Source organism: Streptosporangium sp. NPDC002544, assembly GCF_040295965.1.
Taxonomy (GTDB): Bacteria; Actinomycetota; Actinomycetes; order Streptosporangiales; family Streptosporangiaceae; genus Streptosporangium.
Window position 1 is genome coordinate 169,373 of the sequence record NZ_JBEOWJ010000017.1, and the last position, 26,888, is coordinate 196,260.

The 26,888-nt window shown below is 68.8% G+C and carries 28 protein-coding genes and 3 pseudogenes; 17 read left to right on the top strand and 14 right to left on the bottom strand.

Annotated features, from left to right (window positions below):
- Nucleotides 1-181 precede the first annotated feature (181 nt).
- The gene (locus tag ABT061_RS25775; RefSeq protein WP_350922420.1) at nucleotides 182-568 is read left to right on the top strand and encodes a YciI family protein; all 387 of its coding nucleotides are present in this window, start codon (nucleotides 182-184) and stop codon (nucleotides 566-568) included.
- Nucleotides 568-1,782: an RNA polymerase sigma factor gene (locus tag ABT061_RS25780; protein ID WP_350922423.1), complete on the top strand. Its 1,215-nt coding sequence runs from the start codon at nucleotides 568-570 to the stop codon at nucleotides 1,780-1,782. Before ABT061_RS25775 ends, ABT061_RS25780 begins: the two co-directional genes overlap by 1 nt.
- Before the next feature lie 633 nt (nucleotides 1,783-2,415).
- Here the strand turns inward: ABT061_RS25780 and ABT061_RS25785 are convergent.
- Nucleotides 2,416-3,156, bottom strand: coding sequence for a CPBP family glutamic-type intramembrane protease (locus tag ABT061_RS25785; protein ID WP_350922425.1), 741 nt, complete (start codon nucleotides 3,154-3,156; stop codon nucleotides 2,416-2,418).
- Between the two features lie 107 nt (nucleotides 3,157-3,263).
- Here ABT061_RS25785 and ABT061_RS25790 point away from each other — a divergent pair, with 107 nt between their 5' ends.
- Together ABT061_RS25790 and ABT061_RS25795 are read left to right on the top strand one after the other, a co-directional pair.
- Nucleotides 3,264-3,890, top strand: a complete 627-nt coding sequence (locus ABT061_RS25790) for a TetR/AcrR family transcriptional regulator (RefSeq protein WP_350922428.1) — start codon at nucleotides 3,264-3,266, stop codon at nucleotides 3,888-3,890.
- Between the two features lie 61 nt (nucleotides 3,891-3,951).
- Nucleotides 3,952-4,200 (top strand): glycine cleavage T C-terminal barrel domain-containing protein, encoded by a 249-nt coding sequence (locus ABT061_RS25795; RefSeq protein WP_350922431.1) that lies wholly within the window; start codon nucleotides 3,952-3,954, stop codon nucleotides 4,198-4,200.
- Here the strand turns inward: ABT061_RS25795 and ABT061_RS25800 are convergent.
- The 4 genes from ABT061_RS25800 to ABT061_RS25815 form a co-directional block, all read right to left on the bottom strand.
- Nucleotides 4,187-4,897, bottom strand: coding sequence for a VOC family protein (locus tag ABT061_RS25800; RefSeq protein WP_350922434.1), 711 nt, complete (start codon nucleotides 4,895-4,897; stop codon nucleotides 4,187-4,189). The two genes, ABT061_RS25795 and ABT061_RS25800, sit on opposite strands and share 14 nt — an antisense overlap.
- A 511-nt stretch (nucleotides 4,898-5,408) precedes the next feature.
- A complete protein-coding gene (locus tag ABT061_RS25805; protein WP_350922437.1) occupies nucleotides 5,409-6,140 on the bottom strand; it encodes an HAD family hydrolase in 732 nt (243 codons plus the stop codon).
- A gap of 83 nt (nucleotides 6,141-6,223) precedes the next feature.
- Nucleotides 6,224-6,418, bottom strand: a complete 195-nt coding sequence (locus ABT061_RS25810) for a dienelactone hydrolase family protein (protein ID WP_350922495.1) — start codon at nucleotides 6,416-6,418, stop codon at nucleotides 6,224-6,226.
- Nucleotides 6,405-7,079, bottom strand: a complete 675-nt coding sequence (locus ABT061_RS25815) for a type 1 glutamine amidotransferase domain-containing protein (RefSeq protein WP_350922439.1) — start codon at nucleotides 7,077-7,079, stop codon at nucleotides 6,405-6,407. Before ABT061_RS25815 ends, ABT061_RS25810 begins: the two co-directional genes overlap by 14 nt.
- Nucleotides 7,080-7,148: 69 nt before the next feature.
- On the opposite strand from ABT061_RS25815, the gene ABT061_RS25820 reads away from it, so the two are divergent.
- Nucleotides 7,149-8,018, top strand: coding sequence for a LysR family transcriptional regulator (locus tag ABT061_RS25820; RefSeq protein WP_350922441.1), 870 nt, complete (start codon nucleotides 7,149-7,151; stop codon nucleotides 8,016-8,018).
- Between the two features lie 49 nt (nucleotides 8,019-8,067).
- Nucleotides 8,068-8,220: pseudogene (locus ABT061_RS48410) on the top strand (IS701 family transposase); the annotation flags it as partial.
- Nucleotides 8,221-8,807: 587 nt separating this feature from the next.
- Here ABT061_RS48410 and ABT061_RS25830 read toward each other — a convergent pair.
- Entirely contained in the window at nucleotides 8,808-9,119 is a 312-nt protein-coding gene (locus ABT061_RS25830) for an arginase family protein (protein WP_350922445.1), read from the bottom strand.
- Between the two features lie 337 nt (nucleotides 9,120-9,456).
- Here ABT061_RS25830 and ABT061_RS25835 point away from each other — a divergent pair, with 337 nt between their 5' ends.
- Nucleotides 9,457-10,206, top strand: coding sequence for a site-specific integrase (locus ABT061_RS25835; RefSeq protein WP_350922448.1), 750 nt, complete (start codon nucleotides 9,457-9,459; stop codon nucleotides 10,204-10,206).
- A 112-nt stretch (nucleotides 10,207-10,318) separates the two neighbouring features.
- Here ABT061_RS25835 and ABT061_RS25840 read toward each other — a convergent pair whose 3' ends face one another.
- Nucleotides 10,319-10,957, bottom strand: a complete 639-nt coding sequence (locus ABT061_RS25840) for a nucleotidyltransferase domain-containing protein (RefSeq protein WP_350922450.1) — start codon at nucleotides 10,955-10,957, stop codon at nucleotides 10,319-10,321.
- A gap of 372 nt (nucleotides 10,958-11,329) precedes the next feature.
- On the opposite strand from ABT061_RS25840, the gene ABT061_RS25845 reads away from it, so the two are divergent.
- From ABT061_RS25845 to ABT061_RS25855, 3 genes are all read left to right on the top strand, one after another.
- Nucleotides 11,330-12,352, top strand: coding sequence for a tyrosine-type recombinase/integrase (locus ABT061_RS25845; protein WP_350922452.1), 1,023 nt, complete (start codon nucleotides 11,330-11,332; stop codon nucleotides 12,350-12,352).
- A complete protein-coding gene (locus tag ABT061_RS25850) occupies nucleotides 12,352-12,723 on the top strand; it encodes a hypothetical protein (RefSeq protein WP_350922455.1) in 372 nt (123 codons plus the stop codon). The genes ABT061_RS25845 and ABT061_RS25850 overlap by 1 nt, the downstream gene beginning before the upstream one ends.
- An 87-nt stretch (nucleotides 12,724-12,810) precedes the next feature.
- Nucleotides 12,811-14,175, top strand: coding sequence for a tyrosine-type recombinase/integrase (locus ABT061_RS25855; protein ID WP_350922457.1), 1,365 nt, complete (start codon nucleotides 12,811-12,813; stop codon nucleotides 14,173-14,175).
- A gap of 106 nt (nucleotides 14,176-14,281) precedes the next feature.
- On the opposite strand, the gene ABT061_RS25860 is transcribed toward ABT061_RS25855, so the two are convergent.
- A complete protein-coding gene (locus ABT061_RS25860) occupies nucleotides 14,282-14,563 on the bottom strand; it encodes a hypothetical protein (RefSeq protein WP_350922460.1) in 282 nt (93 codons plus the stop codon).
- 160 nt (nucleotides 14,564-14,723) lie between these two features.
- Between ABT061_RS25860 and ABT061_RS25865 the strand changes: the two genes are divergently transcribed.
- The 4 genes and pseudogenes from ABT061_RS25865 to ABT061_RS25880 form a co-directional block, all read left to right on the top strand.
- A complete protein-coding gene (locus ABT061_RS25865) occupies nucleotides 14,724-15,764 on the top strand; it encodes a Mu transposase domain-containing protein (RefSeq protein WP_350922462.1) in 1,041 nt (346 codons plus the stop codon).
- A complete protein-coding gene (gene istB / locus ABT061_RS25870; RefSeq protein WP_350922464.1) occupies nucleotides 15,761-16,543 on the top strand; it encodes an IS21-like element helper ATPase IstB in 783 nt (260 codons plus the stop codon). The genes ABT061_RS25865 and istB overlap by 4 nt, the downstream gene beginning before the upstream one ends.
- A gap of 471 nt (nucleotides 16,544-17,014) precedes the next feature.
- A complete protein-coding gene (locus ABT061_RS25875; protein WP_350922467.1) occupies nucleotides 17,015-17,968 on the top strand; it encodes a methyltransferase domain-containing protein in 954 nt (317 codons plus the stop codon).
- Between the two features lie 93 nt (nucleotides 17,969-18,061).
- Nucleotides 18,062-18,370 (top strand): annotated as a pseudogene (locus ABT061_RS25880) (recombinase family protein); the annotation flags it as partial.
- Nucleotides 18,371-18,546: 176 nt separating this feature from the next.
- On the opposite strand, the gene ABT061_RS25885 reads toward ABT061_RS25880, so the two are convergent.
- From ABT061_RS25885 to ABT061_RS25905, 5 genes are all read right to left on the bottom strand, one after another.
- Complete coding sequence (locus ABT061_RS25885; protein ID WP_350922469.1) at nucleotides 18,547-19,026, bottom strand: arginase family protein; 480 nt, start codon at nucleotides 19,024-19,026, stop codon at nucleotides 18,547-18,549.
- Nucleotides 19,027-19,301: 275 nt separating this feature from the next.
- On the bottom strand, nucleotides 19,302-20,480 hold the full coding sequence (locus ABT061_RS25890) for a hypothetical protein (RefSeq protein WP_350922472.1): 1,179 nt from the start codon (nucleotides 20,478-20,480) through the stop codon (nucleotides 19,302-19,304).
- A gap of 64 nt (nucleotides 20,481-20,544) precedes the next feature.
- A complete protein-coding gene (locus ABT061_RS25895; RefSeq protein WP_350922474.1) occupies nucleotides 20,545-21,243 on the bottom strand; it encodes a DivIVA domain-containing protein in 699 nt (232 codons plus the stop codon).
- A 182-nt stretch (nucleotides 21,244-21,425) separates the two neighbouring features.
- On the bottom strand, nucleotides 21,426-22,193 hold the full coding sequence (locus ABT061_RS25900; protein ID WP_350922477.1) for a glycerophosphodiester phosphodiesterase: 768 nt from the start codon (nucleotides 22,191-22,193) through the stop codon (nucleotides 21,426-21,428).
- A 115-nt stretch (nucleotides 22,194-22,308) separates the two neighbouring features.
- A complete protein-coding gene (locus tag ABT061_RS25905) occupies nucleotides 22,309-23,136 on the bottom strand; it encodes an SH3 domain-containing protein (protein WP_350922478.1) in 828 nt (275 codons plus the stop codon).
- 431 nt (nucleotides 23,137-23,567) lie between these two features.
- Between ABT061_RS25905 and ABT061_RS25910 the strand changes: the two genes are divergently transcribed.
- The 3 genes from ABT061_RS25910 to ABT061_RS25920 all read left to right on the top strand — a co-directional run bounded on the left by ABT061_RS25910 (nucleotide 23,568) and on the right by ABT061_RS25920 (nucleotide 26,458).
- Nucleotides 23,568-23,762, top strand: a complete 195-nt coding sequence (locus tag ABT061_RS25910; RefSeq protein ID WP_350922480.1) for a hypothetical protein — start codon at nucleotides 23,568-23,570, stop codon at nucleotides 23,760-23,762.
- 49 nt (nucleotides 23,763-23,811) lie between these two features.
- On the top strand, nucleotides 23,812-24,825 hold the full coding sequence (locus ABT061_RS25915; protein WP_350922483.1) for a cation diffusion facilitator family transporter: 1,014 nt from the start codon (nucleotides 23,812-23,814) through the stop codon (nucleotides 24,823-24,825).
- 481 nt (nucleotides 24,826-25,306) lie between these two features.
- Complete coding sequence (locus tag ABT061_RS25920; RefSeq protein ID WP_350922485.1) at nucleotides 25,307-26,458, top strand: aminotransferase class V-fold PLP-dependent enzyme; 1,152 nt, start codon at nucleotides 25,307-25,309, stop codon at nucleotides 26,456-26,458.
- Between the two features lie 200 nt (nucleotides 26,459-26,658).
- On the opposite strand, the pseudogene ABT061_RS25925 reads toward ABT061_RS25920, so the two are convergent.
- Nucleotides 26,659-26,888: pseudogene (locus tag ABT061_RS25925) on the bottom strand (MFS transporter); the annotation flags it as partial.

The window sequence follows — 26,888 nt, forward strand, 5'->3', positions numbered from 1 at the left end:
TGAGCTGATCAGCATCATCATCAGCAGGGCGTCCGCGTCAGCCATCGCTCAGAGGCCGGTCTGACGGGATCGGCTGCGTCGCGGCGAAAGATTTCTCCGGGGCCGTGTCGATCAGCGGGCCGCTCGTTCGACGTATGGGGGCGAGGGCCGAGGGGCGGCCCCGCCGGACGAGGAGAACGCGATGTCGAAATACCTGCTGATCATGCGAGGCACCGATGAGACGAACGCGGCCATGATGGCTGATCTCGACGAGATGATGGTCACAACCCGCCAGTTCATCGAGGACATGATGAAGGCCGAGGTTCTCGTCGCGGCCGAAGGGCTGGACGATCCGGGCCAAGGCGTCGTGGTCGACTTCAGCGGCGAGGCGCCGGTGGTCACGGACGGGCCGTACGGCGAGACCAGGGAACTGTTCGGTGGCTACTTCCTGCTCGATGTCGCCACGAAACAGGAGGCGGTCGAGTGGGCCAAGCGGGTCCCGGCGGTCCGCGGGTCCAAGATCGAGGTCCGGCGGGTGGCCGAGGCCGACGAGGTCCCGCAGGGCAGCGAGAGCAACGGCCAGATCTGATGGGTAGGGCCGACGTCGAGGCCGTCTGGCGGATCGAGTCGGCCCGGATCGTCGCCGCGCTGACCCGGTTCACCGGCGATTTCGGGCTGGCCGAGGACGCGGCCCAGGAGGCGGTGGCTGAGGCGCTGGTGTCGTGGCCGCGTGCCTCTCCGGCCAATCCGGCCGGCTGGCTGATGGCCACGGCCCGGCGGCGGGCGATCGACGCGATCCGCCGCCGGACCGCCCTCCAGGACCGATACGCCCTGCTGGCGGCCGACCCCGCGGTCGACCAGGAAATCGACCCCGACAAGATCGACGACGACGTCCTGGCGCTGATGTTCGTCAGCTGCCACCCGGTGCTCTCCCGCGAGGCCCGGGTGGCGCTGACCCTGCGCGTGGTCGGCGGCCTGTCCAGCGAGGAGATCGCCCGCGCGTTCCTGGTACCCGTACCGACCGTGCAGGCCCGCATCACCCGAGGCAAGAAGACGATCGCGGCGGCCGGGGTGCCGTTCGAGCTGCCGCCGGCCGGCAAGCGCCGGGAACGGCTGGGCGGCGTGCTCAGAGTCCTCTACGTGATCTTCACCGAGGGGTCGACGGCCACGTCGGGCGACCGGCTGCTGCGCCCCGACGTCGCGTACGAGGCGATCCGGCTGGCCCGCACGCTGGCCGCGCTGCAGCCCGACGAGCCGGAGGTGCACGGCCTGCTCGCGTTGTGCGAGCTGACGTCCGCGCGCTTCCCGGCCCGGACCGGCCCGGACGGCACGCCGATCCTGCTCGAGGACCAGGACCGGCGGCTGTGGGACTTCTCGGCGATCCGCCGGGGGCTGGCCGCGCTGGCCAGGGCATCGGCCCGCGGCCTCGGCCCCTACGGCCTGCAGGCCGCGATCGCCGCCACCCACGCGTCGGCACCCTCGGTCGAGGCGACCGACTGGGACCGGATCGTGCTGCTCTACGAGGCGCTCGGCCGGGTCGCGCCCTCGCCGGTGGTCGAGCTCAACCGGGCCGTTGCCGTGGCCATGGCCTCGGGTCCGGCGCAGGCCCTGGCCATCGTGGACGAGCTGATCGCCTCGGACCGGCTCCCCGGTTCGCATCTGGTTCCGACCGTACGCGGGGAGCTGCTGGCCCGCCTCGGCCGGCGACCGGAGGCGCGCGCCGAGCTGGAGCTGGCCGCCCGGCTGTGCGCCAACCAGCGCGAACGCTCAGTGCTGCTGCGCAAGGCGGCCGCGCTGGACTGACTTCCCCAGCGCGGCCGACCCGGATTCGAGCGCGGCCCGGATGCGAACATGCCTGACAACCGCTGGCCATCGGCCACGGTGGCCCCGACAACATCACTGTGATCGTCATCGACATAAAGGGGGGCCTGCACTGACGCTTCACCTCACAGACACGGGGCCCGCCCATCTCCGCTGGGCGGGCCCCGCTGTATTCAAGAGGCTTGACGTTCACCGCGCTCTGCCACGGCGGCGGAGAGGCGTCAGATGCTCCTCCAGCACACACGAGAGCAGCTCGCTACGAGATCGAGCCCCTGCCTGGTCCCAGAGCTCGTCGATCACTTTCAGCTCGGCTGCGGTGGCCTGGAACGACCAGATTCGCCGACGGCCAGTGCGTGCTGCGGTGGCCTGACTCGACTCTCCCGGGGTCCCAGTGGTAACGACGCAGGAAACAACGGATATGCAGGTCAGCGGCCCACCTTCCAAGCTGTGCCCGAAGGTCCTTAAGGGAGCTCCGACCTGCATGTCCGGTGAAAATTTCGCCGATACTACCGGGACCCCCGAACGCCTCGTCGAACGAGGGCGTCCCTGGCCTCACACAATCGCTCATTTCTGAGAACGCTCACCGCCTGGGCCCGGCTCGGCGTCTTCGGCGGCTCAGACCAGCGCGCCGGCCAGCAGGAAGATCGCGATTCCGTGCGCGAGGGCGGCGGCGATCACGCCACTGCGTAGTCGCAGGAAAGCGCAGATCAGCCCCTCGTACAGGGTGAAGGCCAGCAGCGGCCAGCCGACGTCAGTGACCGTCGAGGCCAGGAAGACGTGGCAGGCGGCGAACAACAGAGCCGACAGCAGCGCCGCGCGGATGGCGCTGGTGTGCTGTTCCAGCCGTCCCTGAAGGAACCCGCGAAACAGCACCTCCTCGGCGAGGTTGCCCACCAGGCTGAAGGCCAGCAGCACCGGCAGCAACGTGACGGCGACCGCTCCGCCCCGCTCCGCCATCGGCGTCAGTAGCGACAGCAGCAGGACCGGGCCGGCGGCCAGCACGCCGCCGCCGACGCCCCAGCTGACCGTGACCGGAGTGAACCGGCCCCAGCGCACCAAAGAGCGAAGCCCGCCGTCCAGGCGCAGCACCCCCGCGGTCAGTGCCAGCGTGCCGAGGCCGAACAGCAGCAGGATCCCCGCCTGGTCGGTGAAGCGCAGCCACGGAATCGCCCCCGCGGCGCCCAACCGCCAGAACCCCAGCGGTGTCATCGCGTCCCTGATCAGGACGAAGCCGAAGATGAGCACCATGATGCGCAGCAGCGGGTCGCGCTCGCCGCGCGCCAGCGCGAAGCAGGCGCCGATCAGCAACAGGCCGGGCAGGATCCGGGCGCCGTAGGCCAGGAGGTCGGGCAGCACGAAGACGTCTCCGTTCAGAGAGGGAAAACAGGGAGCAGGTGGGGCGACCAGCCCGCCGTTCAATAATGCGAGCTATTCTCAGTTTTCGGTACTCGCATTGGAGGCACGTGCTCACGCCCCGTAAACACCCTCGCCAGCAGCGCTCCCGTGAGACGGTCGCGGCGATCCTGGAGGCAGCGGCTCAGCTTTTCCAGCGCCACGGCTACGCCGACACCACCACCAACAAGATCGCCGAACGCGCCGGGGTGTCCATCGGATCGCTGTATCAGTACTTCCCGAACAAGGACGCGCTGCTGGTCGCGCTGGCCGAGCACTACCTGACGCAGAGCGCCGAACAGGTCATCCAGGTGTTCGCCCGTGCCGCCGAGCATCGCCCGCCCCTGCCTGACCTCCTCGCCGACCTGGTGGGGTGCGTGGCCGCTTTGCATACCGACCGGCCTGATCTACACCGGCTGCTGTTCGACCAAGCCCCCCGTACCCCCGGCCTGGTCACCCGCTTCCGGCAAGCCGAACAGCAGATCGCCCACGCGCTGGCGGGCGAACTGCGCCGCCTGGGAGCCGGCGGCCCCAATCCCGAACTGAACGCCCTGCTGGCCGTCCAGGGCATCGAGGCGCAACTGCACGGCGCCCTACTCGACCCCCCGGCCGACCGCGACGCCACCGACCACGTGCACGCGGTGATCCGCCTCTGGCAGCAAGCCCTGGCTGAGCCCTGCCAACCCGAAAGACACTGAGTAGCCGACCCAACGACTGCGGCCCGTTTCTACCGTATTCCGGTGGGCCCCCTGCCTGACGATGGACCGCCCGGTGATGGCGGGGAAGGAACCGGTGTTCGCCCACGGCGCCCCGGTCGGCTACGTCACCAGCGCCGACTACGGCTTCACGATCGGCACCGCCATCGCCTACGCCTGGTTGCCGCCGGCGCCGGCCGTAGCCTCTCAGCGCCTGGAGATCGAGTACTTTGGCGAACGACTTGCCGCCGTCGTCGCCGAGGAGCCGTTGTACGACCCGCGGTTGAAGAGGCTCCGCGTCAGAGCGGGGTGAGGACGCAGAACTCGTTGCCCTCTGGGTCGACGAGGCACGTCCACGGGACGTCGCCCTGGCCGAGGTCGATGTCGGTGGCGCCGAGAGCCCGCAGCCGGGCCACCTCCGCCGCTTGATCGTCACCGGGGTACGGCCGGAGATCGAGATGGACGCGGTTCTTGACAGTCTTCACGTAGGGCGTACGGAGGAACTCGAGATACGGGCCGACACCTTTGGCGGAGCGCAACACCGCATGATCGTCGGTCACCTCGTGCAGGGTCCAGTCCATCGCCTCGCCCCAGAACCGGGCCATGGCCCGTGGATCCGTGCAGTCGACCACCACCACGGCCATCAGCCCGGTGTCCCGGTAGATCGATCGAGGCTCCAACACACAGAACTCGTTGCCCTCCGGGTCGGCGAGGACCGTCCACGGCACGTCGCCCTGGCCGACGTCGGCGGGCGTCGCACCGAGAGCCTGAAGGCGCGCGATCAGGTCCGCCTGATGGGCCGCTGAGGTGGTGGCGAGGTCGATGTGCACGCGGTTCTTCACCGTCTTGGGTTCCGGGACGGCGATGATGTCCAGGCAGACGGCGATGGGGTCAGGATAGGTGAAGCCCTCGGGTTCGAGGTTGGTCACGCCGGGTTCCTCGCTGGAAATGGTCCAGCCGAGCGCCTCGGCCCAGAACCGGCCGAGTGCGGAGTCATCCCGAGCATTCATCGCAATTTGAACAAGCCGCGTCGCCATTCCGCCGATTCTATGCCCGCGTGGATGAGGAACCGCACGCGTTCGGCTCAACCGGCGGTAGCGGGCAGGTCGGGGACTTCGCCGGGCTGCCGAAGGCCTTGGGCGGGTGCGGAGGCGGTGATGGCGTAGCGGCCCAGGAAGTTGATGTGGGCGTGGCCGAGCGGACTGAGGCGGGCCGACATCCTCGTTCTTGACCGGGACACCCTCGGCGCGGAGCCGGTCGACGGCCGCTGACAGGTAGCGGGTGCTCCACAGCGCGACGGCGTTGACGACCAGGCCGAGCACGGCCGGCTGGTCCTCGCGGTAGGACTGGCGATCCGGTCCCGGCCGGGCGCGGCGAGGCTACAGTCCTCGCGCACCAGGTTGACCGCCAGGGGTTGTTGCCACCGGCTGAGGGGCCATGGTGGACGGCGATCCACCGGTACGGCCACACCACCAAAGCTGACCCAGGCCCCAAAGTAGCGGTGAGGTTCGTGAGAGCCGGTCAGGCGTTCGTGCGTGATAGGTGGTCGGGGAGGTCGGTGAGGCGTTCGATACGGAGCACCGTCTCGTCTGCCGTCGGCGATGGCCCACCGGTGATGAAGTCGATGCCGCGGTCCAGCCAGATGCCGGTGAGCCCGGCGAGGGCGGCTGCGTTCACGTCGCTTTCCAGCATGTCGCCCACGTTGACCGCCTGCGCGGGGTCCGTCCGCATCCACCGGCAGGCGGTGGCGTAGGCGACGGGCTTGGCCGCACCGAGCTCGGTCGGGGTCAGGACAGCTTCGAAGTATTCGAGGAGGCCGAAGCGGGCGAGCTTGGCGCGCTGCTGCTCGAGGTCTCCGTTGGTGAGAACGGCCAGACGCGGTCCTCGGGGAAGCCGTTTCAGGGTCTCCAGGCATGGCTGGACATCGGGATAGCTCCGCCAGGACTCCTCGAACACGGTGAGGTAGCGGTCGGCGATCCAGGCGTCCAGAAGGCCGGGACTTTCAGGAATCGGCTCGCCGAGCATTGGCAGGAAGGAACGGAGCCTGCGTCGGTGGTGCTCAGCGAAGGAGCACTGACCGGCCAGATATTCCCGCATGTGGCGCCCCTCCAGCGTCCACCACAAGGTCACCAGCTCCTCCGGTGGAGCCGTCGCGTTCGGCGCGGCCTGGACGATCTGGCCGATCGTTTCCAAGACCGCGCTTCGATGATCGACCAGGGTGCCGTCCAGATCGAAGAAAATCACATCCGCCATAGGATGATCATCTCGTGGCGCTTGTCCCTGACGCCAGAGGGGTTCTTGGCGCCCGGTCTGGCGGACCACGCCACCTGAAGTGCTCAGCGACATTGACGGCGCGGGGTGTCGAGGTGTTCGTCTGATGAACGCGCCCCGGGGAAGTCCGACGCGACCGCCACGTAGCCGAGCGCCGCGATGCGATCGGCCACCTCGCGGATGTCGGCGGTGACCCCGAACAGCTGGTGCGCCAGGATGCGAGCCAGGCGTGCGCGGCCTGGCCACTTAGGCGCGCATATCGCCCAGCCTGACCTCGGACAGCAGCCCGACGACCGCCTCGGCGGCGTCGCGGGCCGAGGCTGGGTTCTGGCCGGTGACCAGGCGGCCGTCCACCACCACCTGGGCGGCGAAGCCGGGGCCTGGCACGTGGGTGGCGCCTTCTGCGGTGAGCCGGTCGGCCAGTAGGAACGGCACCACGGACGTCAGCCCGACGGCTTCCTCCTCCTCGTTGGTGAAGGCGGCCACCCGCCTTCCGGACACCAGGGGCGAGCCGTCGGAGAGGGTGACCCCGGCCAGCGCCGACGGCCCATGGCAGACGGCCGCCACCACTCCGCCGCTCTCGAAGATCTCCCGAGTCAGCCGCGACAGAGCACGGTTGTCGGGAAAGTCCCACATTGTGCCGTGGCCTCCTGCGAAGAAGACCGCGTCGTACGCCAAAGGGTCAAGGGTGTCCACGGCAGGAGTCTCCCCCAGACCGGACAGGAACCGGCGCTGCGCGGGGTCGGCAGGGTCGTCGCCGTCGCGCGGCGGCACTCCGCCTCTGACGCTCGCCACGTCCACCTCGTGGCCTCCGGCGGTGAAGACCTCCCACGGATGCGCGGCCTCCGACACATAGAAGCCGGTCTTGCGTCCGGTGTCGCCCAGGGTGTCGTGGCTGGTCAGAACGATCAGAATTCTCATGCCCCGAGCATGCCTCCGGCGACCCATCACCCACCAATAGCACAGACGCTGGGTACCATCAGCTTTCTGATGAGTTTGTCGTACGACCTGCTCCGCACGTTCCTGGCCGTCTACCGGGCCAGGTCGGTGACCCGCGCCGCCGAGCTGCTCCAGCTCTCCCAGCCCGCTGTCACCGCCCAGATCAGGTCGCTGGAGCGGGCTGTGCGCAGGCCGCTGTTCGAACGGGTGGCGCGCGGCATGGCACCCACGCCCGCTGCTGACGAGCTGGCCGCACGGCTCGCAGGGCCGCTCGACGCTCTCGACGAGCTGGTGATGGGCGATCTCGGCGAGCCTGCCGAGGTGTTCGGCCGCACCGTCCACCTGGGCGGCCCTGCCGAGCTGGTCTGCGCCAGGGTGCTGCCGTCGCTGGCCGCGATGGTGCGCGAGGGCCTGCGGCTGCGCGTCACGCTCGGCCTGCCTGAGCAGTTGCTCGCCGCCCTCGCCGACGGCAGCCTCGATCTGGTCATCTCCAGCGTGCGGCCGCGCAAGGCCGGCCTGCGGGTCGAGCCGCTGTGCGACGAGGAGTTCGTGCTCGTCGCCGCTCCCGGCTGGAGTTTCGGGCAGCTGGACGGCGCCCCGCTCGTCGCCTACGCGGAGAACCTGCCGATCCTGCGCCGCTACTGGCGCACCGTCTTCGACACCCGGCTCACGCGAAACCCCGCGCTGGTCGTTCCCGACCTGCGCGGGGTGCTGGCCGCCGTCGCGGCAGGAGCGGGGGTCACGGTGCTGCCGCGCTACCTGTGCGCGGCCGAATTGGCCGATGGGCGGCTCCTGGCCCTCCTGGAGCCGGAACTGCCGCCCATCAACACACTCTTCCTCGCCTCTCGTGCCGGGACCCGCCATCCGGCGGCGCAAGCCGTACACGGGCACCTGCTGCTGCAGGGCCGCACCTGGTCCTAGAGGATGGCTGATATCGCAGTGAGCCGGTGGCTGTTCGGGGGTGGTCGTGATGGCGACCGCGCGACGTCCGTGTCCACCGGCGCCGGGTCCGTTGGAGGACTACGCGACCCGGTTCGATGATCTGTGGTGCTCGCTCGCGCAGCGCCGACGGTTCCGTGAATATCTGGCCGGGCTATTGCTGCCGCGCGATCGGAACAGGACGTACCAGGGCTCCTGGGCTCCGGTGGATGAGGCGCACACGCCGATCGACGCCGCCGGTGAGCTTGTGCGGCGTGAGCGGGAGTTGGAGGACCTCATCGAGTGCTGGACGCCGGATGAGGTCGAGCTGAAGCTGACGGGCAACAAGACCGGGGCGACTCGGCTCGGGTTCGCGCTGCTGCTGAAGTTCTTCGAGCTGGAGGTGCGCCTCCCCCGGCGCGAGGACATGCCCAGGGCCACGGTGGAGTTCATGGCCGGCCAGGTGAAGGTCGACGCCGTTGGTCGGCAGCACGATCGAGTACCACCGAGCGCAGATCCGCAAGACGTACGGGACGCGGCCGGCCAGTGAGGCCGATGAGGTGTGCTCGGTGGAGATCGATCGCGGCCGGCCTGCTGATGCGGTACGGCAGCGATACCGCGGTGAGGGCGTGGAGCCGCCGACCGCGGGTCAGCTGGCGCGGGTGGCCGCCTCGGCGGTGCGCCGCTTTGAGGAGGCGTTCGCCGCCGGCGTGGCCGAGCGGCTCGGCGCAGTGGCGTGCAGCCGTCCTCAATATCAGGGCGGGACTGTACGTTTCGGCTCTGTCGCGACCATCAGCGCGTCAGCACAGCCCCCAGCCGCCGGATCACCTCGGCCTCGCCGGGGTTGACGTCGTCACTGGATGGCGCATGCTCTGTGATGGCTGCCCCGACGATGTCGTTTACCTGGGAGACGAGGTCGATCAGTCGCTGCGGCTGCACGCCGTTCGGCTCCGGGTAGCAGGTCGCGCCGAAAGCAGTGGGCTCCAGGACGTCTAGGTCGATGTGTACGTACACGGGACCGCGCAGACCGTCCAGCACACGCTCCAGGTCATCGACGCCGTACTTGCGCAGACCAGTCTTCGCGAGATACTCGTGCTCGGACACGTCTCCCGCTGGTTCTGCTCGCGAGAGTTGACCGCGGTTGCTCGCCGGGTGTGACCGCGGCCCTGTTCCGGTGAAGTCGTTGTTCATGAGCTTTGACCGCACAGTGTGGCTTACGGTGAGCTGCTGGATGCGCTTCGTGATGAAGGAGCGTCCCCATGCCCCCTTCGAAGGTCGAGCTCTACGCCGCGATCCGCCGGGATGCCCGCGCGGGGATGTCGGGCCGTGCGATCGAGAAGAAGTACCGGGGCGGACGGCGGACGATCGTCAAGGCCCTGTCATCTGCGTGGCCTGAGCCTCGGAAAAAACGATCCGTAACCACTTCACCTACGCGTTTCCCGTGCTCAGGCAGTGGGCCCAGACGCATGACTCTCTCAGGGAGATCACCCGCGCCGAAGTTCAGGCCGCTCTGACTGAGGCCGGAGCCCAGCGCATCAGTGTCCTGAGAGGACTCCGGGCGATCTTCCGTATCCTCAAGGCCCGCAAGCAGGTCTTCACTGACCCCACCAGCCGGATCTTCTCCGGCATGCCAGAAGCTACGATCCCGGTACAACAGCGGGCCGCTGACCTGCGGGAAGCCCTCGAATCCAGCGACCCCACCAGATCCGCTCTCGCCGGGCTCCTTATCTTCCATGGACTTCGGCCCCGGCAGCTCCGCCAGATGCTTCTCACTGATCTGCGCGACGGCCGTCTGTACATCGACGACCAGGTCATCCTGCTCGCCCCACAAGTCAGCGCCCGCCTCGCCGCCTACCTGCGCTATCGCGCCGAACGATGGCCGAACACCGCTAACCCCTACCTGTTCATCACCGTGGTCACCGCCCGAAAGACCACAGAGGTCCGTCGCAAGTGGGTGAACACCACCCTCGGCTTCCGTGCTCAGGACCTCCGCGAAGACCGCATCTTGGACGAAGCTCACGCCAGCGACGGAGACATTCGCCGCATCTGCGACTTGTTCGGCCTCACTGTCGGTGCCGCCCAGCGCTACATCGACGCCCTCCACCATCCCGATTGGGTGCGGCTCTTCCAGAGTGACCAAGGCGATCAAGCGAGGTCGTATCCGGCCCGCACGCATCGGCCTGACTTGTGACGGCGCGGCCACGTCGATCGACCGGCCCCGCAGCACGATCAGGACGTGCTCGGCCACCCGGTCCTCGCCAGCTGGATGGTCGTTGGCCATTCACTGGCGCGGCCCGCGCCACTCACCCCGCCAGCTCCGCCAGCCATGGATGCCCGGGGTGCACGAGCTCCAGCCACCCATTAAGGACATCCCGCCGCGCTCGGCCCAGCAACGGCAGCACCCCGTCGAAGTCCGCCTGATCCTTGGGCCGTGCCGCCTTCGCTTTAAACAGCAGCACCAACTCCGGCACCAGGTATGGGACCCCGTCCGCCGTTCGCTCAATGATCGCGTCGTACGGCAGCCGCAGCCTCTCGTCTCGTCGGCAGATCCACGTCCTGCCCTCGTGCGGCTCGCGGAAGACGTCAAATAGGAACTGACCGCTCGCCGGATCCCGCAGCCAGGTCTGGTGCGTGGCCGCCAGCGCCTCAGCTCCCGCCTCCGGCCAGACCCGCCCCGAACCCACCGCGTCAAACAGGCACTCGGGGAAGCGGTGACGAATCTCCGGGAATCCCGCCGCGGGCACCGCGATCTCCAGATCGCCGTGCGGCCGCGACTGTTCCCCGCGGAACAGATCCAGCGCCCACCCTGCCGCGATGCACCAGGGCGCACCGACCCCATCCAACCGCTCCGCGACTTGTTTCGGGCGCCAGGCGTCCGCCCAGCGGGCTTCCAGTTCGTCCGCCTCGAGCACAGCGCCGCCGGGCGGCAGGGACTCGGTCATCGGCACAGCTTACTGCCGCAACCCGACCCGGGTACGGCTGTCTGTAGGCACCGGAGCAGGCCCGCTACCAGGACGGATACGACTTCATTGCTTGATCGCCTTGGTCACTCTGGAAGAGCCGCGCCCATCCCGATTTGCGGGACCCAAGCGCCAGTTCGTGAACCCAAGTCGCCATACTGGCCCCAGCTTCCGACGACCAGCGAGTTCCCGGCCATGCACCCGTCAGTAATCGTGAACCCACGGGGAACGGGCAGGAGGCGTTCTTCGAGGGCCACGAGCATGCGTTCCGCGTCCTGGGCGGTTATGTGGGTGACATCACCTCCACGATCTCGTGGGTCGGGCCAAGATGGTCGTTCCCATCAAGGAGCGGCCATGGCCTGGCAACCACAGTTGATACGGAGTGTCGACGCTGCGGGCAATCCCGTGCTGTCATTGGGGCACACTCTGGTGGACGACTATCTGGCGTTCGTGGCCGCGCGCTGTCGCCCTAACACCCTGCTCGCCACCGCCTACGACCTGAAGGTCTTCTTCTCGTCGATACCTAAGGAACCGGCCGACGTCGTCACGGCGGACATCTTCGCGTTCATCACCGCACAAAAGGCGCCGCGCCGCGGACCGAAGGTGATCCGCCTGGAAGACGGCGAAGCAGGGCTGTCGGCGCGGACCATCAAGCGCCGGCTGGCCAGCATCTCCGGGCTATTCGGGTACTTCGCCACCCGGGATGACCTGACGATCGAGCGCAACCCGGTGCCCACCGGCCTGGCCAACCGCCGTCGCGGAGAGCGGCGCGGATCGCCGCTGCTGCGCACCCCGCGCACCCTCCCGCGTGTCCTGGGGTCCGCTGAGGTCGAAGCGGTCCTCGACGCGCTGAACACCAGGCGAGACCGGGCCATGGTGTTGGCCATGCTGCTGGGCGGGCTGCGCCGCTGCGAGGTCCTGGGCCTGCGGCTGGGTGACCTGTCACCAGGAGAGCACCGGGTGTTCATCAGCGAAGGCAAGGGCGGGCACCAGCGGCTGATCCCCATCTCCGCGACGTTCTTCACCGCCGTTGGCGACTACCTGGACCAGGAGCGGCCTGCCGTCGACCACGACCATGTGTTCGTCGTGCTGCGCGGCCCGACGCGGGGCCGGCCGCTGTCGGCCGACGGGCTGGATGAGATCCTCGACGGCGTCCGCAAGCGCACCGGGCTGCCCCGGCTGACCTGCCATCAGCTTCGTCACACCTGCCTGACCCGGCTGCGGGAGGCCGGGATGGCCTTGGAAGCGGTGCAAGCTCAGGCTGGACATCGCTCCATCGAGTCCACCCGGATCTATCTCCACCTGGCCAACGCGTGGTTGGTGAAGCAGTACCTGGACGCGAGCGCCGCCATCGACGCCGACAGGACCAACTTCTGATGCCCCGGGCCACGGCCTTGCCGATCATCCGCCCCGACCTGGTGGAGTACTACCTTGCTCACCGGGCCGCGCAGGGCATGAACAACGACCACAAGGTTCGCTGGGGAGCACGCGCCCTGCTCGCCGCCGTCCCCGACTTGGCGGTGTTTCGTCTCCTGCCGCTGGAGCGGCAGATGGCCTTTCATCACGAGAGTCACCGGTTCATCAGCTGGCTGGCCGTCACCGGGCACCTGCAGCCCGGTGCGGACTACCTGGTGGCCCGGCGGCCACGGCTGGGCATCGTGCTGGCCCGCACGGACCCGGAGCTGCACCTGCGGTTCATGGAGACCGCTCGGGTTCTCGGCTTTCGCGAGCCGCTGGCGATGACCTAGTTCAATCTGCTCGCCCACCTGGCGTCGCTGGCCGGCAAGCCGACTGATCAGCTCCGGCAGGCTGACTGGGACGATGGTCGGCGGCTGTTGCTGGAAGCCGCACGCCGCATCCCCAACCGTGGGGTGAAGGCGCTGTCGACGTCGTTGTTCAACCTGGAGGCCACGCTCTTCCACTGCGGGCTGACCGACGATCTGCCACGTCGGCGCTCGCCCAACCGTGGCGATGTCCGGGCGCGGCAGTGGTCGACCGTCCCGGCCACGATGGCAGCAACGATGCAACACTACCTGGGACAGATCAGCGGGACCCTGCGGCCGACCACCGTGAAGAACGCTGAGCTGACCCTGCGCGAGTTCGCGCTGCTGATCACGGCCGAGGACCCAGCGGTGAGCTGCGTGGCCGGGCTGCAGCGTCGACACGTTGAACGCTACAAGGGCTGGCTGCTGGAGCGACCGGTCGCGCGCGGCGGACCCTTGCACCGGCACACGGTCCGCGATCGGCTGGGCACACTGCGGACCTTCCTGCGGCGCCTGGATGAGTGGGATGCCGACGATCGCCCCGCTCGACAGCTGGTGTTCGACAGCGACATGCCGATCGCTGATGAGCCACTTCCGCGGTTCCTCGACGACGCCGCGGCCGCCAAGCTGCTGGCCGCCGCCCGGCAAGATCCCGACCCGTTCGCGCGGCTGGCCATTGAGATCCTGGCCCGCACCGGGATGCGGCGCAGCGAGATGCTCGGCCTCACCATCGACGCCGTGGTGCAGATCGGCTCGGCTTACTGGCTGCGGGTTCCGGTGGGCAAGATGCACACCGACCGCTACGTCCCCCTGCATCCTCAGCTCAAGGCGCTGCTGGACGACTGGCTGCAGCACCGGCCCGAAGGGTTGCGCTCGAACCTGCTGTTCACCGACCACGGCCGCCCGGTCAACGCCTCCCGCATCGAAGCCGCCGTCCGCAACGCCGCCGACCGCGCCGGCCTGGGCCGGGTCACCCCGCACCAGCTCAGGCACACGCTCGCCACCCAGGCGATCAACCGGGGCATGTCACTGGAGGCCATCGCCGCGCTACTCGGACACCGATCCCTGTCCATGACCTACGTCTATGCCCGCATCGCCGACCGGACCGTCGCCGATGAATATTTCGCGGTCACCGAGAAAGTCGAAGCTCTCTACGACGCCCCGCGTCAGCTCCCGGCCGACGCCGAGGGCAGCGAGATGGCCAAGCTCCGCCGGGAAATGCACCGCCGGATGCTCGGCAACGGCTACTGCGCCCGTCCGGTGGAAATGGACTGCCACTTCGAGTCAATCTGCGAGTCCTGCACCTTCTTCGTGACCACCATCGAGTTCCGGCCCACCCTGGAACGTCAACGCGCCGACGCCGCAACCAAGGGCCAGATCGCCCGCCAGCAGATCTTCGATGGCCTCTTGAGCAGGCTGGACGGGCAGGCGTCCTGACATTGGGATGCGGGACATGTGATGCAGTGATCGAGACATGTTTTTCTCTTGCTCGACGATAGGTGGCGACGTGGACAGCGTCTTTCTCCTGCTTCCTCCTCCCACATCATTGACCGATGTGCTCGTTGCCTGCCGTCCGGTCGCAAAGAGCATCACCGACACTGGTTTTCCGGCCCGCTACTGCGTCGAGGTCGGGGACTGGCATGTTTTCATCCGCGCCGCACCCGATGTCTTGCCGGAGTTCGAGGCCGAACAGCTCCACCACATCACCGCGGCGCTCGGGTCCGATCCGTTCCTTGTCGAGATCGAATACTCCAGAACGCGCGACCTGTTCGAGGTCTTGGAAGCCGTCCTTCCTCGGCTCCAATGTCTGGTCGAGAACGATCATGATCTACTAGTCAGTGGGGAGGAGTTCCTGCTCAGGATACGGACGGGAACTGCCTTCGAAGTTACGGATCCAGGGTCAGCCCGATGGCGTCCATGAGTGCATGGCTGCTGGCCCCTTTCAGCAGGCGAGGCCTTGACATTGAGACCCGCATATTAGAGGGGTGCCGACTGGGAAGATCCGCTATGACAACCTAAAGTCCGCGGTCGCGCAGGTGATCGGGTTCAGCCGTTCCCGGGTGGAGACCGACCGGTGGACCGCGTTTCGCTCACACTGGGGCCTTGACGCCTGCTACTGCCGGCCCGGCATCGAGGGCGCCCCTGAGAAAGGCGGGGTGGAAGGGCAGATCGGCTGGTTCCGCCGCAATCACCTGGTCCCCGTCCCGGACGTGCTGTCCCTCCAGGCTCTCAACGCGATGATCGATGAGTGGGATGCCGCCGATGAGGCCCGGCGGATCGGCGGCTGGGCGCGGACCGTCGGAGAGTTCCTTGAGATTGAGAGGCCGCTGTTGCGGCCGCTGCCGACCGAGCCCTTTGAGACCGGCCGCTGGCTCACGCCTCGGGTGGACAGGTTCGCCCAGGTCACGGTCCGGACCAACAAGTACTCGGTGCCGGTCCGGCTGATCGGACGCCGGGTACGGGTACTGCTGCACGCCTCGGACCTGGTTATTTACGACGGGCGCGCGGAGGCTGCCCGCCATGAGCGGCTGCCCGGCAAGTCCGGGGCCCGCCTCGACCTGGACCACTACCTGGAGGCGCTGGTCCGCAAGCCCGGGGCGCTGCCCGGGTCGACCGCTCTGGAACAGGCCCGCGCAGCCGGGAAGTTCACGCCAGTCCATGACGCCTGGTGGGCCGCCGCCCGCAAGGCCCACGGTGACGCCGCTGGCACCAGGGCGCTGGTGGAGGTGCTGCTGCTGCACCGCCACATGGACAGCGAGCATGTCGTCGCGGGGCTGGCAGCCGTGCTGCAGGCCGGTGCGCTGACCGCCGACGCCGTCGCGCTGGAGGCCCGCAAGGCCGCCGACGAGGCCGACGGCCAACCAGCCGCAGACGACACGCCGTCCGTCCCGTCCGCGGTCGCGTCCCTGACCGCCCGCCGCCTGGAGAAGCTGCCGCCCGACACCCGCCCGCTGCCATCGGTCGCCGCCTACGACCAGTTGCTCCGCCGCAACCGCACCCCACGGGAAGGAACCGCCAGCCCATGACCGCCGAGCCCCGCCGCGGACTGACCGAGCAGGCCGCCGACGCCGCCGTCGACCAGGCCTGCCGGATGCTGCGCCTGCCCACCATCCGCGCCCAGTTCCCCGAGCTGGCCGAGGCCGCCGCCCGCGAGCAGATGTCCTACCGTGGCTTCCTCGCCGAACTGCTCATGGCCGAGTGCGACGACCGCGCTCGCCGCCGCTCCGAGCGGCGCATCAAGGCCGCCGGGTTCCCCCGGGAGAAATCGCTGCGCTCCTTCGACTTCGACGCCAACCCGAGCATCGACCCCGCCGTCATCAACACCCTCGCCACCTGCGACTGGGTCAAAAAGGGCCTGCCGCTCTGCCTGATCGGCGACTCCGGCACCGGCAAGTCCCACCTGCTCATCGCGCTCGGCACCGAGGCCGCGATGGCCGGCTACCACGTCCGCTACACCCTGGCGACCAAGCTCGTCAACGAGCTCGTCGAGGCCGCCGACGACAAGCAGCTGACCAAGACAATCGCCCGCTACGGCCGCGTCGACCTGCTCTGCGTCGACGAGCTCGGCTACATGGAACTCGACCGCCGCGGCGCCGAGCTGCTGTTCCAGGTCCTCACCGAAAGGGAAGAAAAGGCCAGCGTCGCGATCGCCTCCAACGAGTCCTTCGGCGGCTGGACCAAGACCTTCACCGACCCCCGCCTCTGCGCCGCCATCGTCGACCGCCTCACCTTCGGCGGCAACATCATCGAAACCGGAACCGACTCCTACCGCCTCGCCCAGACCCGCGCAACCCAGCACCCCTGACCAGCGGCCATGCCCGCCATCAGCCTCGACACCGCCGACCGGCTCGCCACAGACCCCGCCAGGCTGTCGCCATCGCTCCTGGCCTACGTCGGCCACCCCGCCTACGGGGCCACCCGTAGCTTCCAGCGAAAAAACAACGCTAAGGCCCATCGACCGGTGTGCGCGTCGCGTAACAGCACCGCGACGTCGCCACCGGCGCCAAGCCCTGCGAGTGGCGCGCCCCGGATCCCGAACTGGAGAAGAGGTACCACCCGTCATGAACGGGGACGTGCATCTGCTGGATCCGCTGGCCCCGACTTTACGTCGTGATCGAAGGCGTCCGGTACGAGGTCGAACCGGCCGTAGCCGACAGTCCGGTCAGCTCGCTGTCCCGCGCCTGGTGCGCTGGCTGTGGGGGCCGAATGCATGTACCCCTTCCGGCGCGTCACGGTGCAGAACCGTGCTGTAGGACGTGCGGGGTTCGCTGGCTGTGTGAGATATCCCTCTCCCGTCGTCGTGGCGCTGGTGGTCTGGGGAGGTGACCATGTAGTGATGACCTCCTCGCCCCGCCCGCCGCACGTCGGTGGCCGACTGGATCCGATAGGCGGGACTACCGCGCTCGGTGGAGAGCCCGCTCCCGCCCGCGGGTACCTGCTGGACAACGCGCGCGCCGAGGCGGGCGAGCGATTCGTTTGGCTGGCCGAGCTGTTCGACGGTGTGACGCGGGGGCACTTCGATCGACTGGGGGTCAGGGTTGGCTCGCGCTGCTGGGAGGTGGGGGCCGGTGGCCGCAGTATCCCGGAGGCGCTCGCGGCGGCCGTCGGTCCGACCGGGCACGTGCTGGCCACGGACATCGACCCGTCGTGGCTGAAGGCAGGAGGCGGGTACGAGGTGCGCCGGCACGACGTCGCCGCTGATCCGCCCCCGGAGCCGGGGACGTTCGATCTGGTGCACGCCCGGCTCGTGCTGGTCCATGTACCTGACCGGGCTCGGGCGTTGGCCACGATGGCGGCGGCGCTGCGGCCCGGCGGCTGGCTGCTGGTCGAGGACGCCGATACCGCTCTGCAGCCACTGGCATGCCTGGACGACAGCGGCCCGGCGCAGCGGCGGGCCAACCGGCTGCGCGACGCGGTCCGGGAGCTGCTGACGCGCCGCGGCGCGGACCTGCGCTATGGCCGGACACTGCCGCGGGCATTGCGTGAGGCCGGCTTGGTAGATGTCGCCGCGGCGGGCTCTTTCCCGGTCGGCGGGCTGGCCTGCGACCGGCTGGAGGCGGCGACCATCCGGCACGTGCGCGGCGAGCTGCTCGCGGCCGGCTTGGCCGACGACGCCGAGATCGACGCGCACTTGGCCGCCATCCACGCGGGCGAACTCGACCTGACACTCGCGCCGCTGATCTCGGCCTGGGGACGCCGTCCAGCCGAGCACCCGCCGGCACTCGGTTAGGTGCGGATCCAGGCGTTGTCCGACCTGCCCACAGCGCTGTTCGTCGAGGAGATTTTCGGGCCGCAGGAGTAGCCCCTTACGGGGGCGGTCGTCATGCCGAGCATCGTCTCGGAAACGTCCCGCAACCCCGGTGCCGACACACCGGTCGGGTACGCCCGGGTATCCACCCGCGGCCAAGACCACCAGTCCCAGCTCGACGCCCTCGCCGGAGCGCACTGCCGCGAGGTGGTGGTGGAGACGGCGAGCACCCGCGGCGAGCAGCCGAAGCTGCGCGCCGCCCTGGACCGGCTGCAGCCCGGCGACACGTTGGTGATCTACAAACCGGATCGGGTGGCTCGATCGATGAAGGAGCTGCTGGTCTTCGTCGAGGACGAGCTGCACGCCCGCGGCATCGTGCTGGAGATCCTAACCGGGGTGTGCGCCAGCGTGCACCGCCCCGACGGCGCTGGGCTGGCCGACCGGCTGCTGTTCGCCCGCCAGCCAAAGTGCGGTCACTTCTCGCGAACATCGATCATGCTTACGGCGACCAAGCGCGGTCAAAACTCACGAGCAGGTGCGGTCAGTTCCCACGAACAAAATCATCCCGCCCGCTCTCCGGCGATGATCACTTGTTGTGGTGCCAGCGGCCGCTCCGGCGTGAGGCCTGCCGGCCCGTCTCCGAGCAGCGCGCGCACCACCATCCCGTGGAAGGCACCCGATGGCGGGGACTGCGGGCTGTAGACGTCCGGATGTGCGTCGATCCACAGCACCGTCAAAGCGTCCCCGTAGCGAGCGTGGGCAGCGGCGATAGGCGGGATGTCGACTGCGCAGTCGCCGCCGATGGTGATCACCCGGTCGTCGATACCGGCCAGTGCCTTCTGCGTCCGCCGCTGGTTCTCCACGAGCGCGTCGAACGCGCGGATCCCGGCGATTTTTTCCCCACCGGTATCAAGCACCGGCACGGTCACCACGGCGTCGGCCGGAACGAGTTCGGCGGCGCGGCGAGCACCGGTCATCAGCCGCGGCGCCTTGCTCGACGCCGAACCTTGCCACTGTGGTACGCACAGCACGGTCGTCATGCGGCGACAGTATGAGACGCCAGGATTAAAGGTCCAGGTCGTTCTCATGCTTTCATCGCGGGATGGACCGCTGGCGCGAACCCACCATGGCACCCATGGGACCGTCGACCACGCTGGTCTCGCCTGCGACGACCTGGCAGGACCGATCCGCCGGCAACTGGAAGCGCCCTGTGCTCCCGGCTCGGTGGTGGTGGCTCAATCGCCGGGCGGATCAGGAAACGCGCCCTGGGCGGAGGCTTCGGCGGCATGGTCTTTGGGGAGGCCGGTGTCGGCGGTTACTTGGTGATGGCGTCGAGCAGGTAGCGGCGTTGCTGCTCGGTCAGGTCACCGATACGGCGATTGGCGTCGATTCCACCTACCGTCAGGAGCTTGGCGATCTCGACAGGGCTGTGGCCGGGCAGGATGGACAGGAGCCATCCGACCCAGGCGTTTTTGACGGCGTCGTCGGTGCGGGCCAACACCTCGGTCAGGGTCATCCGCCCGGTGATCACCGCTTCGCGCAACTGAGCCTGGGTCAACGGAGTCGGCGCCTGCGGGGTCGGCGGCCGGGCAGAAGGCGTGGGGGCGGGTGAGGCGGGTGCCGTATGGCCGGCGACGTGGGGTCGGTGCCCGGTTTGCGGGTGGTCTTCACCCAGTACGCCGTGCGTGGCGATCAGGAGGGCGCCCCCGGTGACGGCGACGCCTGCGGCGACGGTCAGGTGGCGTTTGGACAGTCGACCGCCCTCTTGGCCGGCGGCGGCAAGTCTGAGGCCGACGATTGCGGTGCGCAGCAGCACACCGGTGACCATGCCGAGTAGAAGCGGCACGATCTGGCCGGGCAGCGGGGCGATGGTGGCGATCAGAATGCCGGCGGCCGGGCTGAGGCAGGAGACCACCAGCCACGGAGCCAGGCGCTGCCTGGCCATGTCCAGCAGGGCGGCCAGGGCCAGTCCTTCGCCGGCCGAGTGGACCATGAGGGCGATGACGACCACGGCGGAGGCGGTCAGTGCCAGCGTCGCGCCTTCGATCGCCCGGTGCAGGGTGAGGGCGGCCGCGGTGCCCATGCCGCCGAACAAGGCGGCGTCGACGGCTTCCTTGACGCGGCGGTGCAGGCCGGGCGCGTGCCTGCCACCGACCGGCCTGGATCCCCCGTGCCCGTGCCCGCAGCCTTTGCGGGTGAAGTGGGTGATCACCAGGAAGCCGAACACGATGGACAGCCCGACGGCCCACAGGGGTACTCCCGTCTCAGCCGCATCTCGCCAGGCGTCGGGCAGCAGGTCGACCAGGGCGGTGATCAGCATCATCGCTGAGGCGATCGCCAGCCACACCGTCACCTTCGCGGAGTTACGCCGGGCCAGCCACGCCCCGGCGAGCGTGGACAGCGACATCAGCAGCACCGCAACCCACGCGCCGGCACCGGGAGATGCTCCCTGCAGCGCCGGTCCCAGCGCCGGCGTCCCTTCGGCCATCAACATGTCTCACCACCTCTTATCGGGATTGGATCGCAGAAGAGTTTTTTCGAACCGGCCGGCGGGTCGTTCAGCGCTCTTCGGCGGCGGGGCCACCTGCAGGCGTGCCCGCCGGCGTGTCGCCGGCCGGGCGCGATGCCGATTGCCTTGACGCCGGCTGCCGGCCGGTGGCTGTCGGTGACGGCGGCGGTGTCAGCCCCAGCTCGCCAAAATCGGCGAGTTCACCGAGCAGGCTCTGTAATTGGTCGACCTGCGCTTGCAGGCTGCGCTTGAGGCGGTCGCCGTAGTCGGCGGCGAAAGCGTTGAACTCCTCGGTCCGGCGTTCCAGCTCCTGTCCGCAGGAGGCATGCACCTCTTGCCGCAGGACGGCGGCACGGTCGCGGGCTTGCGCCAGGATCACCTCGACCTGCTGTTCGGCGGCAGCCAGCATCCGGTCGGCACTGTCCTGGGCCATCGCCATGATCCGCGTCACGCGCTCCTCCGCCGGTCCATCATGCCTGGCGGCGCGCTCAGCGGCGGCCGCTCGGGCGTATAGCTCCGCGTTTTCTTGCACGAGCGTGGTGAAGGTGGTTTCGATGTGGCCGAGGAAGGTGTCCACCTCGGCCAGGTCGTAGCCTTCGCGCAGCCGGACCACGGTGAACACCTGGTTGCGCACGGCGGCGGGGCTCAGTCGGCTCACGCTGGCGGGAAGGCCGGTGCCGAGCGGGGAGGTAGGGGTGTGGTCGATCTCGTCGATGGGGGCGGGTGCGTGCCCGGGCTCGTCGTGCATGGCCTTTCACGTAACCTTTCACCATGGTTTTCGAAGCGTGACCGGGACTGACGAGATCGGGAACTGGTGTCGTCTGACCGTTGCGGTCCCGGGCTGTGGGAGATGCCTGGCCATGCGGCACACGCCAAGGTCAGCTCATCGCGCCTGGCCTGGCCGCGTGGTGTTGAGTGAGGGTGGGTGTCTCACGACCGGCATGTTCCTCGGGCCCAGGCCAGGTAGTCGGTGCTCTGGTCGGTGAGGATGCGGGTGACGCCGTAGCCGGCCAGGCGTCGCCAGGCGTCACGGTTGTTGGGGGTCCAGGCGTAGACGGCCGCGCCCGCATTGCGGTAGGCGCGGACCCGGGCACGGGTCAGCCGGTCGTAGCGCACCGCGACGAAGGCGTACGTGCGGGCCAGCGCGACCGATGGTGCGGACCTGGTCACCAGGCCCTTGCGGGCCGGGATGGAATCCACCGCCCGTAGCGCCATGGGAGAAAACGAGGTCAGGTTCGCCCACCGAAAGGCGTCCTGGCGTCGGTAGGCGTCGTGCAGGGCACGCAGGTCCGCGGCGTCGGGAATCTGCTTGAGCTCGACCAGCGCCTCGCTGACTCGGCCGCGCAGCAGCGCCAATGCCTGGCCTAGCGTCGGCGGGTGCTGCCCGTCGCCGGTACGCAGCGCGCGGAACCGGGTCAGCGTCATGGCCGCGACGCGGCCGCTGCCGGTGGTGGTTCGATCCACTGTGGCGTCGTGCATCAGCACTGGATGGTGGTCCTTGGTGAAACGGACGTCGAATTCAACACCGGCCGAGCCCGCATCCAGCGTGCGACCGAACGCGGTGAGGGTGTTCTCCAACCCGGCACTCCGATCCCCTCGGTGGGAGACCACGCTCGGTACCGAACACCTCGTTGCCGCCGCGGCGCTGGACGTGCGGGTGATCTCGGCAAGGGTGAGGACCGTCAGCAACAAGATCATCAACGCCTCTCCCCGCAGGATCCGGGGCGCACCGTGCGTCTGAGGTTTCCCGTCCCCGGCCGACGAACGTCGCCGGGGACGGGGGGTGTGAGCCATGAGCGGCTACCTGCGGCCGCTACTTGGTGACCTTGCGCAGGTAGCCGGCCGAGGCCCAGCCGCGCCTGCCGTTGGCGGCCATGACCTTGACCCAGCCCCTGGTCGGCTTGCAGGCGCCGGCGAACCGGCCGTCGGCCACCCGCAGCCTGGCGACCGGGCGAAAGCGCAGCCCGGCGCCGGAGCGGACGTTGAGGAAGCTGACGCGCCGCACGTGGGTGACCTGATAGGTGCAAGCCAGCGTCGGCCGGCCGGTCACGCCGACCGGACCGGCGTTGCGCACCTTGCGCAGGTGACTCGCCGAGGCCCAGCCGATCACGCCGCTGGCGCTCTTGATCCGCACCCAGCCGTTGACGCTCGTGCAGGCGCCGGCGAGCCGGCCATCGGCCACCCGTAGCTTGCCGACCGGGCGGAAGGTCTTGTCCGTGCCGGAGCGGAGGTTGACGTACTGGTCGCGGTCGACGCGGTTAACCCGGTAGGTGCAGGCCAGCGCCGGCTGGCCGGTCACGGCGAGAGGGGAGGCGAGCTTGCGGAGGTTGCCGGACGGAACCCAGCCGGTCACGCCGGTGGCGGTTTTGACCCGCACCCAGCCGTTGACGCTCGTGCAGGTACCGGCGACCGGCGCCTCGCCCGTCCGTAGCGTGCCGACCGGGCCGAAGGCCTTGCCGGCACCGGAGCGGATGTTCAGCACGGCGCCGGAGCGCACGTCGGTGACCTGGTAGGTGCAGGCCAGGGCAGGACTGCCGGCCGTGCCGGCGAGGCGGGCGGCCGCGTGGGCGGGCAGGGCGGCCAGGATGAGTCCGCTCAGTGTGGCGCACGCGGTCAGGGTGGTGGTTCGCTTCGCGATCATTGCGATGTCTCCCTTTGATCGGCATCTGTTCACCGGCGCGGGGTCGGCAGCCTGGTCAAGCTAGGGGTACTTGACCTGCGATGCTCACGAAGGGTAATTTCCTCATTACCAAATGCTTAAACATATGACCAACTGAACAGGTATTCATTGCGATGAACAGCCCGCACCCCGACGAGGAAAAGAGGTAGACGCTGTGCCCCCCGAACCACGCTCTGTGCACCTGTGCACCTGAACAGCCATTCGCATGCGAGGGTGACTGCGCATCCCGACGCCCACTCCTCCTCGCTCGCGGACGCCGGGCGGGTGCAGAGGCGTCCGACGGGCGCTGCCGACCGGACACACGGTGCAGGAGCTTGCGCAGGTCTTCGGACTGTCGGCCGATCCCGGGAGGCTGAGGCTGACGGCCGCGCTGCTGCAGGCGGGAGAGAGGTGTGTGCGACCTGGCTGCGACCTCATGTGCGCTGCGGCTGCTGCGCGCGCACCGCGTGGTGCAGGTCCGCCGAGCCGGGCGGCCGGCGCACTACCGGCTCGCCGACTCCCACATGCGGACGCTGTTCGCCCTGGCGATCACCCATATCGGGCACGACACAGAAACCCACCACCAAGGGGAGCGAAGCGATGGCTGAGCGTGGACATGGAGGCGGGCATGGCTCCGGACACGGGCATGGGCATGCGGTGAGCGCTGAGGCCGATCGCCGCTACCTGACCGGGGCACTGGCGCTGATCGTCGGATTCATGGCGGTCGAGGTCGTCGTCGGCTTCATCGCCCGGTCTCTGGCCCTGATCTCCGATGCCGGTCATATGCTCACCGACGCCGTCGCCATCGTCTTCGCGCTGATCGCCATGCGGATCGCCGCCCGGCCACCGCAGGGCGGCTTCACCTACGGGCTCAAGCGCGCCGAGATCATCTCCGCGCAGATCAACGGCATCACCCTGCTACTGCTGGCCGCCTACTTCACCTACGAAGGCGTCCGCCGCCTGATCGTGCCTCCCGAGGTTGAAGGCCGGTACGTGGTGGTGACCGGCCTGGCCGGAATCGTCGTCAACCTGGCCGCCACCTGGCTGCTGTCTCGGGCCAACCGCTCCAGTCTCAACGTCGAAGGCGCCTACCAGCACATCCTCAATGACCTGTTCGCCTTCATCGCCACCACGATCGCCGGAGCCGTCATCTGGCTCACCGGCTGGGCCCGTGCCGACGCGATCGCCGCCCTCGTCGTCGCCGTATTGATGCTCACGGCGGGCTGGGGACTGGTCCGCGACGCGAGCCGGGTCTTCATGGAAGCCGCTCCCGCGAACATGAATCCCGCCGAGATCGGCGCCAGAACCGCCGCTTTGGAACACGTCGTCGAAGTGCATGACCTGCACATCTGGGAGGTCACCTCCGGCTACGCCGCGCTGTCGGCGCACATCCTGGTCGCCTCCGGCGCCGACTGTCACACCGTACGCCTGGCCGCCGAGCGGATATTCCACGACACCTACGGCATCGAGCACACCACCTTGCAGGTCGACCACGCCCCACCGCAACTGCTGACCATCGGCGGCACCGACACCCACTGCGCCGCACCCCACGGCCCCACCCACCGTAGCCCCCCTCACGAAAACAGCACCATCCCCGCCACACCCCCGGCCGGCCACACCGATCCCGGCGATCAAAGCGATGCGGCCCACCTGTCACAGAGCCCGGAGTAGATCACGGCGTCCACCTTCGCGGCGATCATCGAAGGCGAGTTTTCGCGCTCTCCCGACGAGCCACAGGACCCCGGCGGATTCATCGGCCCGCGCGCTGCGTCAAGGGCAGGTAGGATCTGCCCGGCGAACGCTCCCCGGGTGAGGATCTCCGGTCGCGTCCAATGCCCGATCTTCACCACGCCACGCCCGAAAAGCTGGGATAACCACCCCGCAAAGCGCATTAGCCACACACTGGAATTTCACTGTTAGAGCAGGTCAGAGCCACTATTCGGTGAGCTTTGGCTGATCGATGTGGGGTGGTTCGATGAGTTTGTCGAGGCGTGAGATGGTCGCTGGACTGGGGGCGGTGGCCGTCTCCGCTGTTTCACCACCGGTGATTCCGCCATCACCGGCGCCGCGGTTGCCGGAGGCCGAGCCGCTGATCGTTCCGGCCGATCGTAGGCCTGACCAACTCGCCAGGGATGAGAGCTTCTGGGGCACTGTGGCACGGCAGTACCGGGTCAGCCCGGACTTCATCAACCTGGAGAACGGCTACTACGGGATCATGCCTGAGCCGGTGCGTCAGGCATATCACCGCAACGTGGACCAGCTGAACGAGCTGAACTCCCACCTGCTGCGCACCTCCTACACCGATCGGGCCACCCAGGTCAGGAAACGCATCGCGACCGTCCTGGGTGCCTCCCATGAGGAGATCGCCCTGACCCGTGGTGGCACCGAAGCCCTGCAGAACCTGATCGGCGGCTACAACCGGCTGCGGCCGGGCGACGCGGTGATGTACGCCGACCTCGACTACCACAGCGCGCGGTACGCCATGAACTGGCTGCGCGGTCGGCGCGGGGTGAGCGTCGAGCGGATGGCCATCCCCGAGCCGGCGACCCACCAGGCCGCACTGGACACCTACGCCCAGGCGCTACGCGACCATCCACGGGTCAAGTTGCTGCTGCTGAGTCATATGAACAACCGCACCGGACTCGTCCTGCCGGTGGCAGAGATCGTCTCGATGGCCCGTGACAAAGGCGTCGACGTGATCGTCGACGCAGCCCACTCCTGGGGGCAGCTCGACTTCACCATCGGTGACCTCAAAGCGGATTTCGCGGTGTTCTCCTTGCACAAGTGGATGGGGGCGCCGCTGGGGTCGGGGTTCCTCTACATTCGCAAGAACCGCCTGGCCGACATCGACCCTGCTTTCGCCGACGAGACCTACTCCGGCCGCGACATCCGCTCGCGGGTCCACTCCGGCACCATGGACGTCGCCCCGATCCTCACCGTGGGCACCGCCCTGGACTTCCACGACACCCTGGGTGCCGCGGTCAAGCAGGCGCGGCTGCGCTTTCTGCGCGACCGCTGGGTGCACCAGGTGATCGACATTCCCAACCTGGAGATCCTCACTCCCGAGGAGCCCGCCATGTACGGGACCATGACCGCGTTCCGGATCACCGGACGTACCTCCGAAGCCGACAACGTCGCGATCACCAAGGATCTGATGGACAGGCATCGGATCTTCACGGTGCGCCGCGGCGGGCCGGTGCGAGGCGACTGCGTCCGGGTGACGCCGGCGCTGTTCACCTCCCGCGACCAGGTCGACCTGCTCGCCGTGGCGGTGCGCGAACTGGCCTCGCGGATGCGCCGCTGAAAACATGCCGGTCGGCGTAGTGCTCGGCGGTCCGCAGTGGGTCCAGCGGCACCTTGTCGTGATCACGGATGCCTCGCGTAGCGGGCCCGCCCTCGGGCGGGCCCGCTACGCGCTCGAACACGCCTGCTTGGCGTCCTTCGGCGCGCTCAGCACCTCACACGGGGTCCGGCTGAGCCGTGACCGGGAACCCCGCGCCTGTTTTATGCCGTCGCCGGGGTGGTCTGTGGTGATGCCGTCAGGTGTCCTGATCGATCCAGGGTGGCCACGGCGGCGGCGCTGCCGAGGCCGATCAGTGTCAGGGCCAGCCAGGGCAGGCTCGGCAGGCCCAGCCGGGTGCCCAGATCCAGCGCCCATCCGGTGAGCAGGTTGCCCGCGGCGATGCCGAGGCCGGCCAGGGTGCTGTAGAGCCCGTAGTAGGTACCCACCATGT

Excerpts from the sequence above, each read along its gene's own strand:
- ABT061_RS25895 (WP_350922474.1), bottom strand. The coding sequence starts at position 21,243 with ATGCACGACGAGCCCGGGCACGCACCCGCCCCCATCGACGAGATCGAC.
- ABT061_RS25885 (WP_350922469.1), bottom strand. The coding sequence starts at position 19,026 with ATGACGACCGTGCTGTGCGTACCACAGTGGCAAGGTTCGGCGTCGAGC.
- ABT061_RS25845 (WP_350922452.1), top strand. The coding sequence starts at position 11,330 with ATGGCCTGGCAACCACAGTTGATACGGAGTGTCGACGCTGCGGGCAAT.
- ABT061_RS25805 (WP_350922437.1), bottom strand. The coding sequence starts at position 6,140 with ATGGCGGATGTGATTTTCTTCGATCTGGACGGCACCCTGGTCGATCAT.
- ABT061_RS25775 (WP_350922420.1), top strand. The coding sequence starts at position 182 with ATGTCGAAATACCTGCTGATCATGCGAGGCACCGATGAGACGAACGCG.
- ABT061_RS25850 (WP_350922455.1), top strand. The coding sequence starts at position 12,352 with ATGCCCCGGGCCACGGCCTTGCCGATCATCCGCCCCGACCTGGTGGAG.
- ABT061_RS25780 (WP_350922423.1), top strand. The coding sequence starts at position 568 with ATGGGTAGGGCCGACGTCGAGGCCGTCTGGCGGATCGAGTCGGCCCGG.
- ABT061_RS25815 (WP_350922439.1), bottom strand. The coding sequence starts at position 7,079 with ATGAGAATTCTGATCGTTCTGACCAGCCACGACACCCTGGGCGACACC.
- istB (WP_350922464.1), top strand. The coding sequence starts at position 15,761 with ATGACCGCCGAGCCCCGCCGCGGACTGACCGAGCAGGCCGCCGACGCC.
- ABT061_RS25820 (WP_350922441.1), top strand. The coding sequence starts at position 7,149 with ATGAGTTTGTCGTACGACCTGCTCCGCACGTTCCTGGCCGTCTACCGG.
- ABT061_RS25800 (WP_350922434.1), bottom strand. The coding sequence starts at position 4,897 with ATGAATGCTCGGGATGACTCCGCACTCGGCCGGTTCTGGGCCGAGGCG.
- ABT061_RS25905 (WP_350922478.1), bottom strand. The coding sequence starts at position 23,136 with ATGATCGCGAAGCGAACCACCACCCTGACCGCGTGCGCCACACTGAGC.
- ABT061_RS25890 (WP_350922472.1), bottom strand. The coding sequence starts at position 20,480 with ATGTTGATGGCCGAAGGGACGCCGGCGCTGGGACCGGCGCTGCAGGGA.
- ABT061_RS25795 (WP_350922431.1), top strand. The coding sequence starts at position 3,952 with ATGGACCGCCCGGTGATGGCGGGGAAGGAACCGGTGTTCGCCCACGGC.
- ABT061_RS25900 (WP_350922477.1), bottom strand. The coding sequence starts at position 22,193 with ATGATCTTGTTGCTGACGGTCCTCACCCTTGCCGAGATCACCCGCACG.
- ABT061_RS25840 (WP_350922450.1), bottom strand. The coding sequence starts at position 10,957 with ATGACCGAGTCCCTGCCGCCCGGCGGCGCTGTGCTCGAGGCGGACGAA.
- ABT061_RS25860 (WP_350922460.1), bottom strand. The coding sequence starts at position 14,563 with ATGATCGTTCTCGACCAGACATTGGAGCCGAGGAAGGACGGCTTCCAA.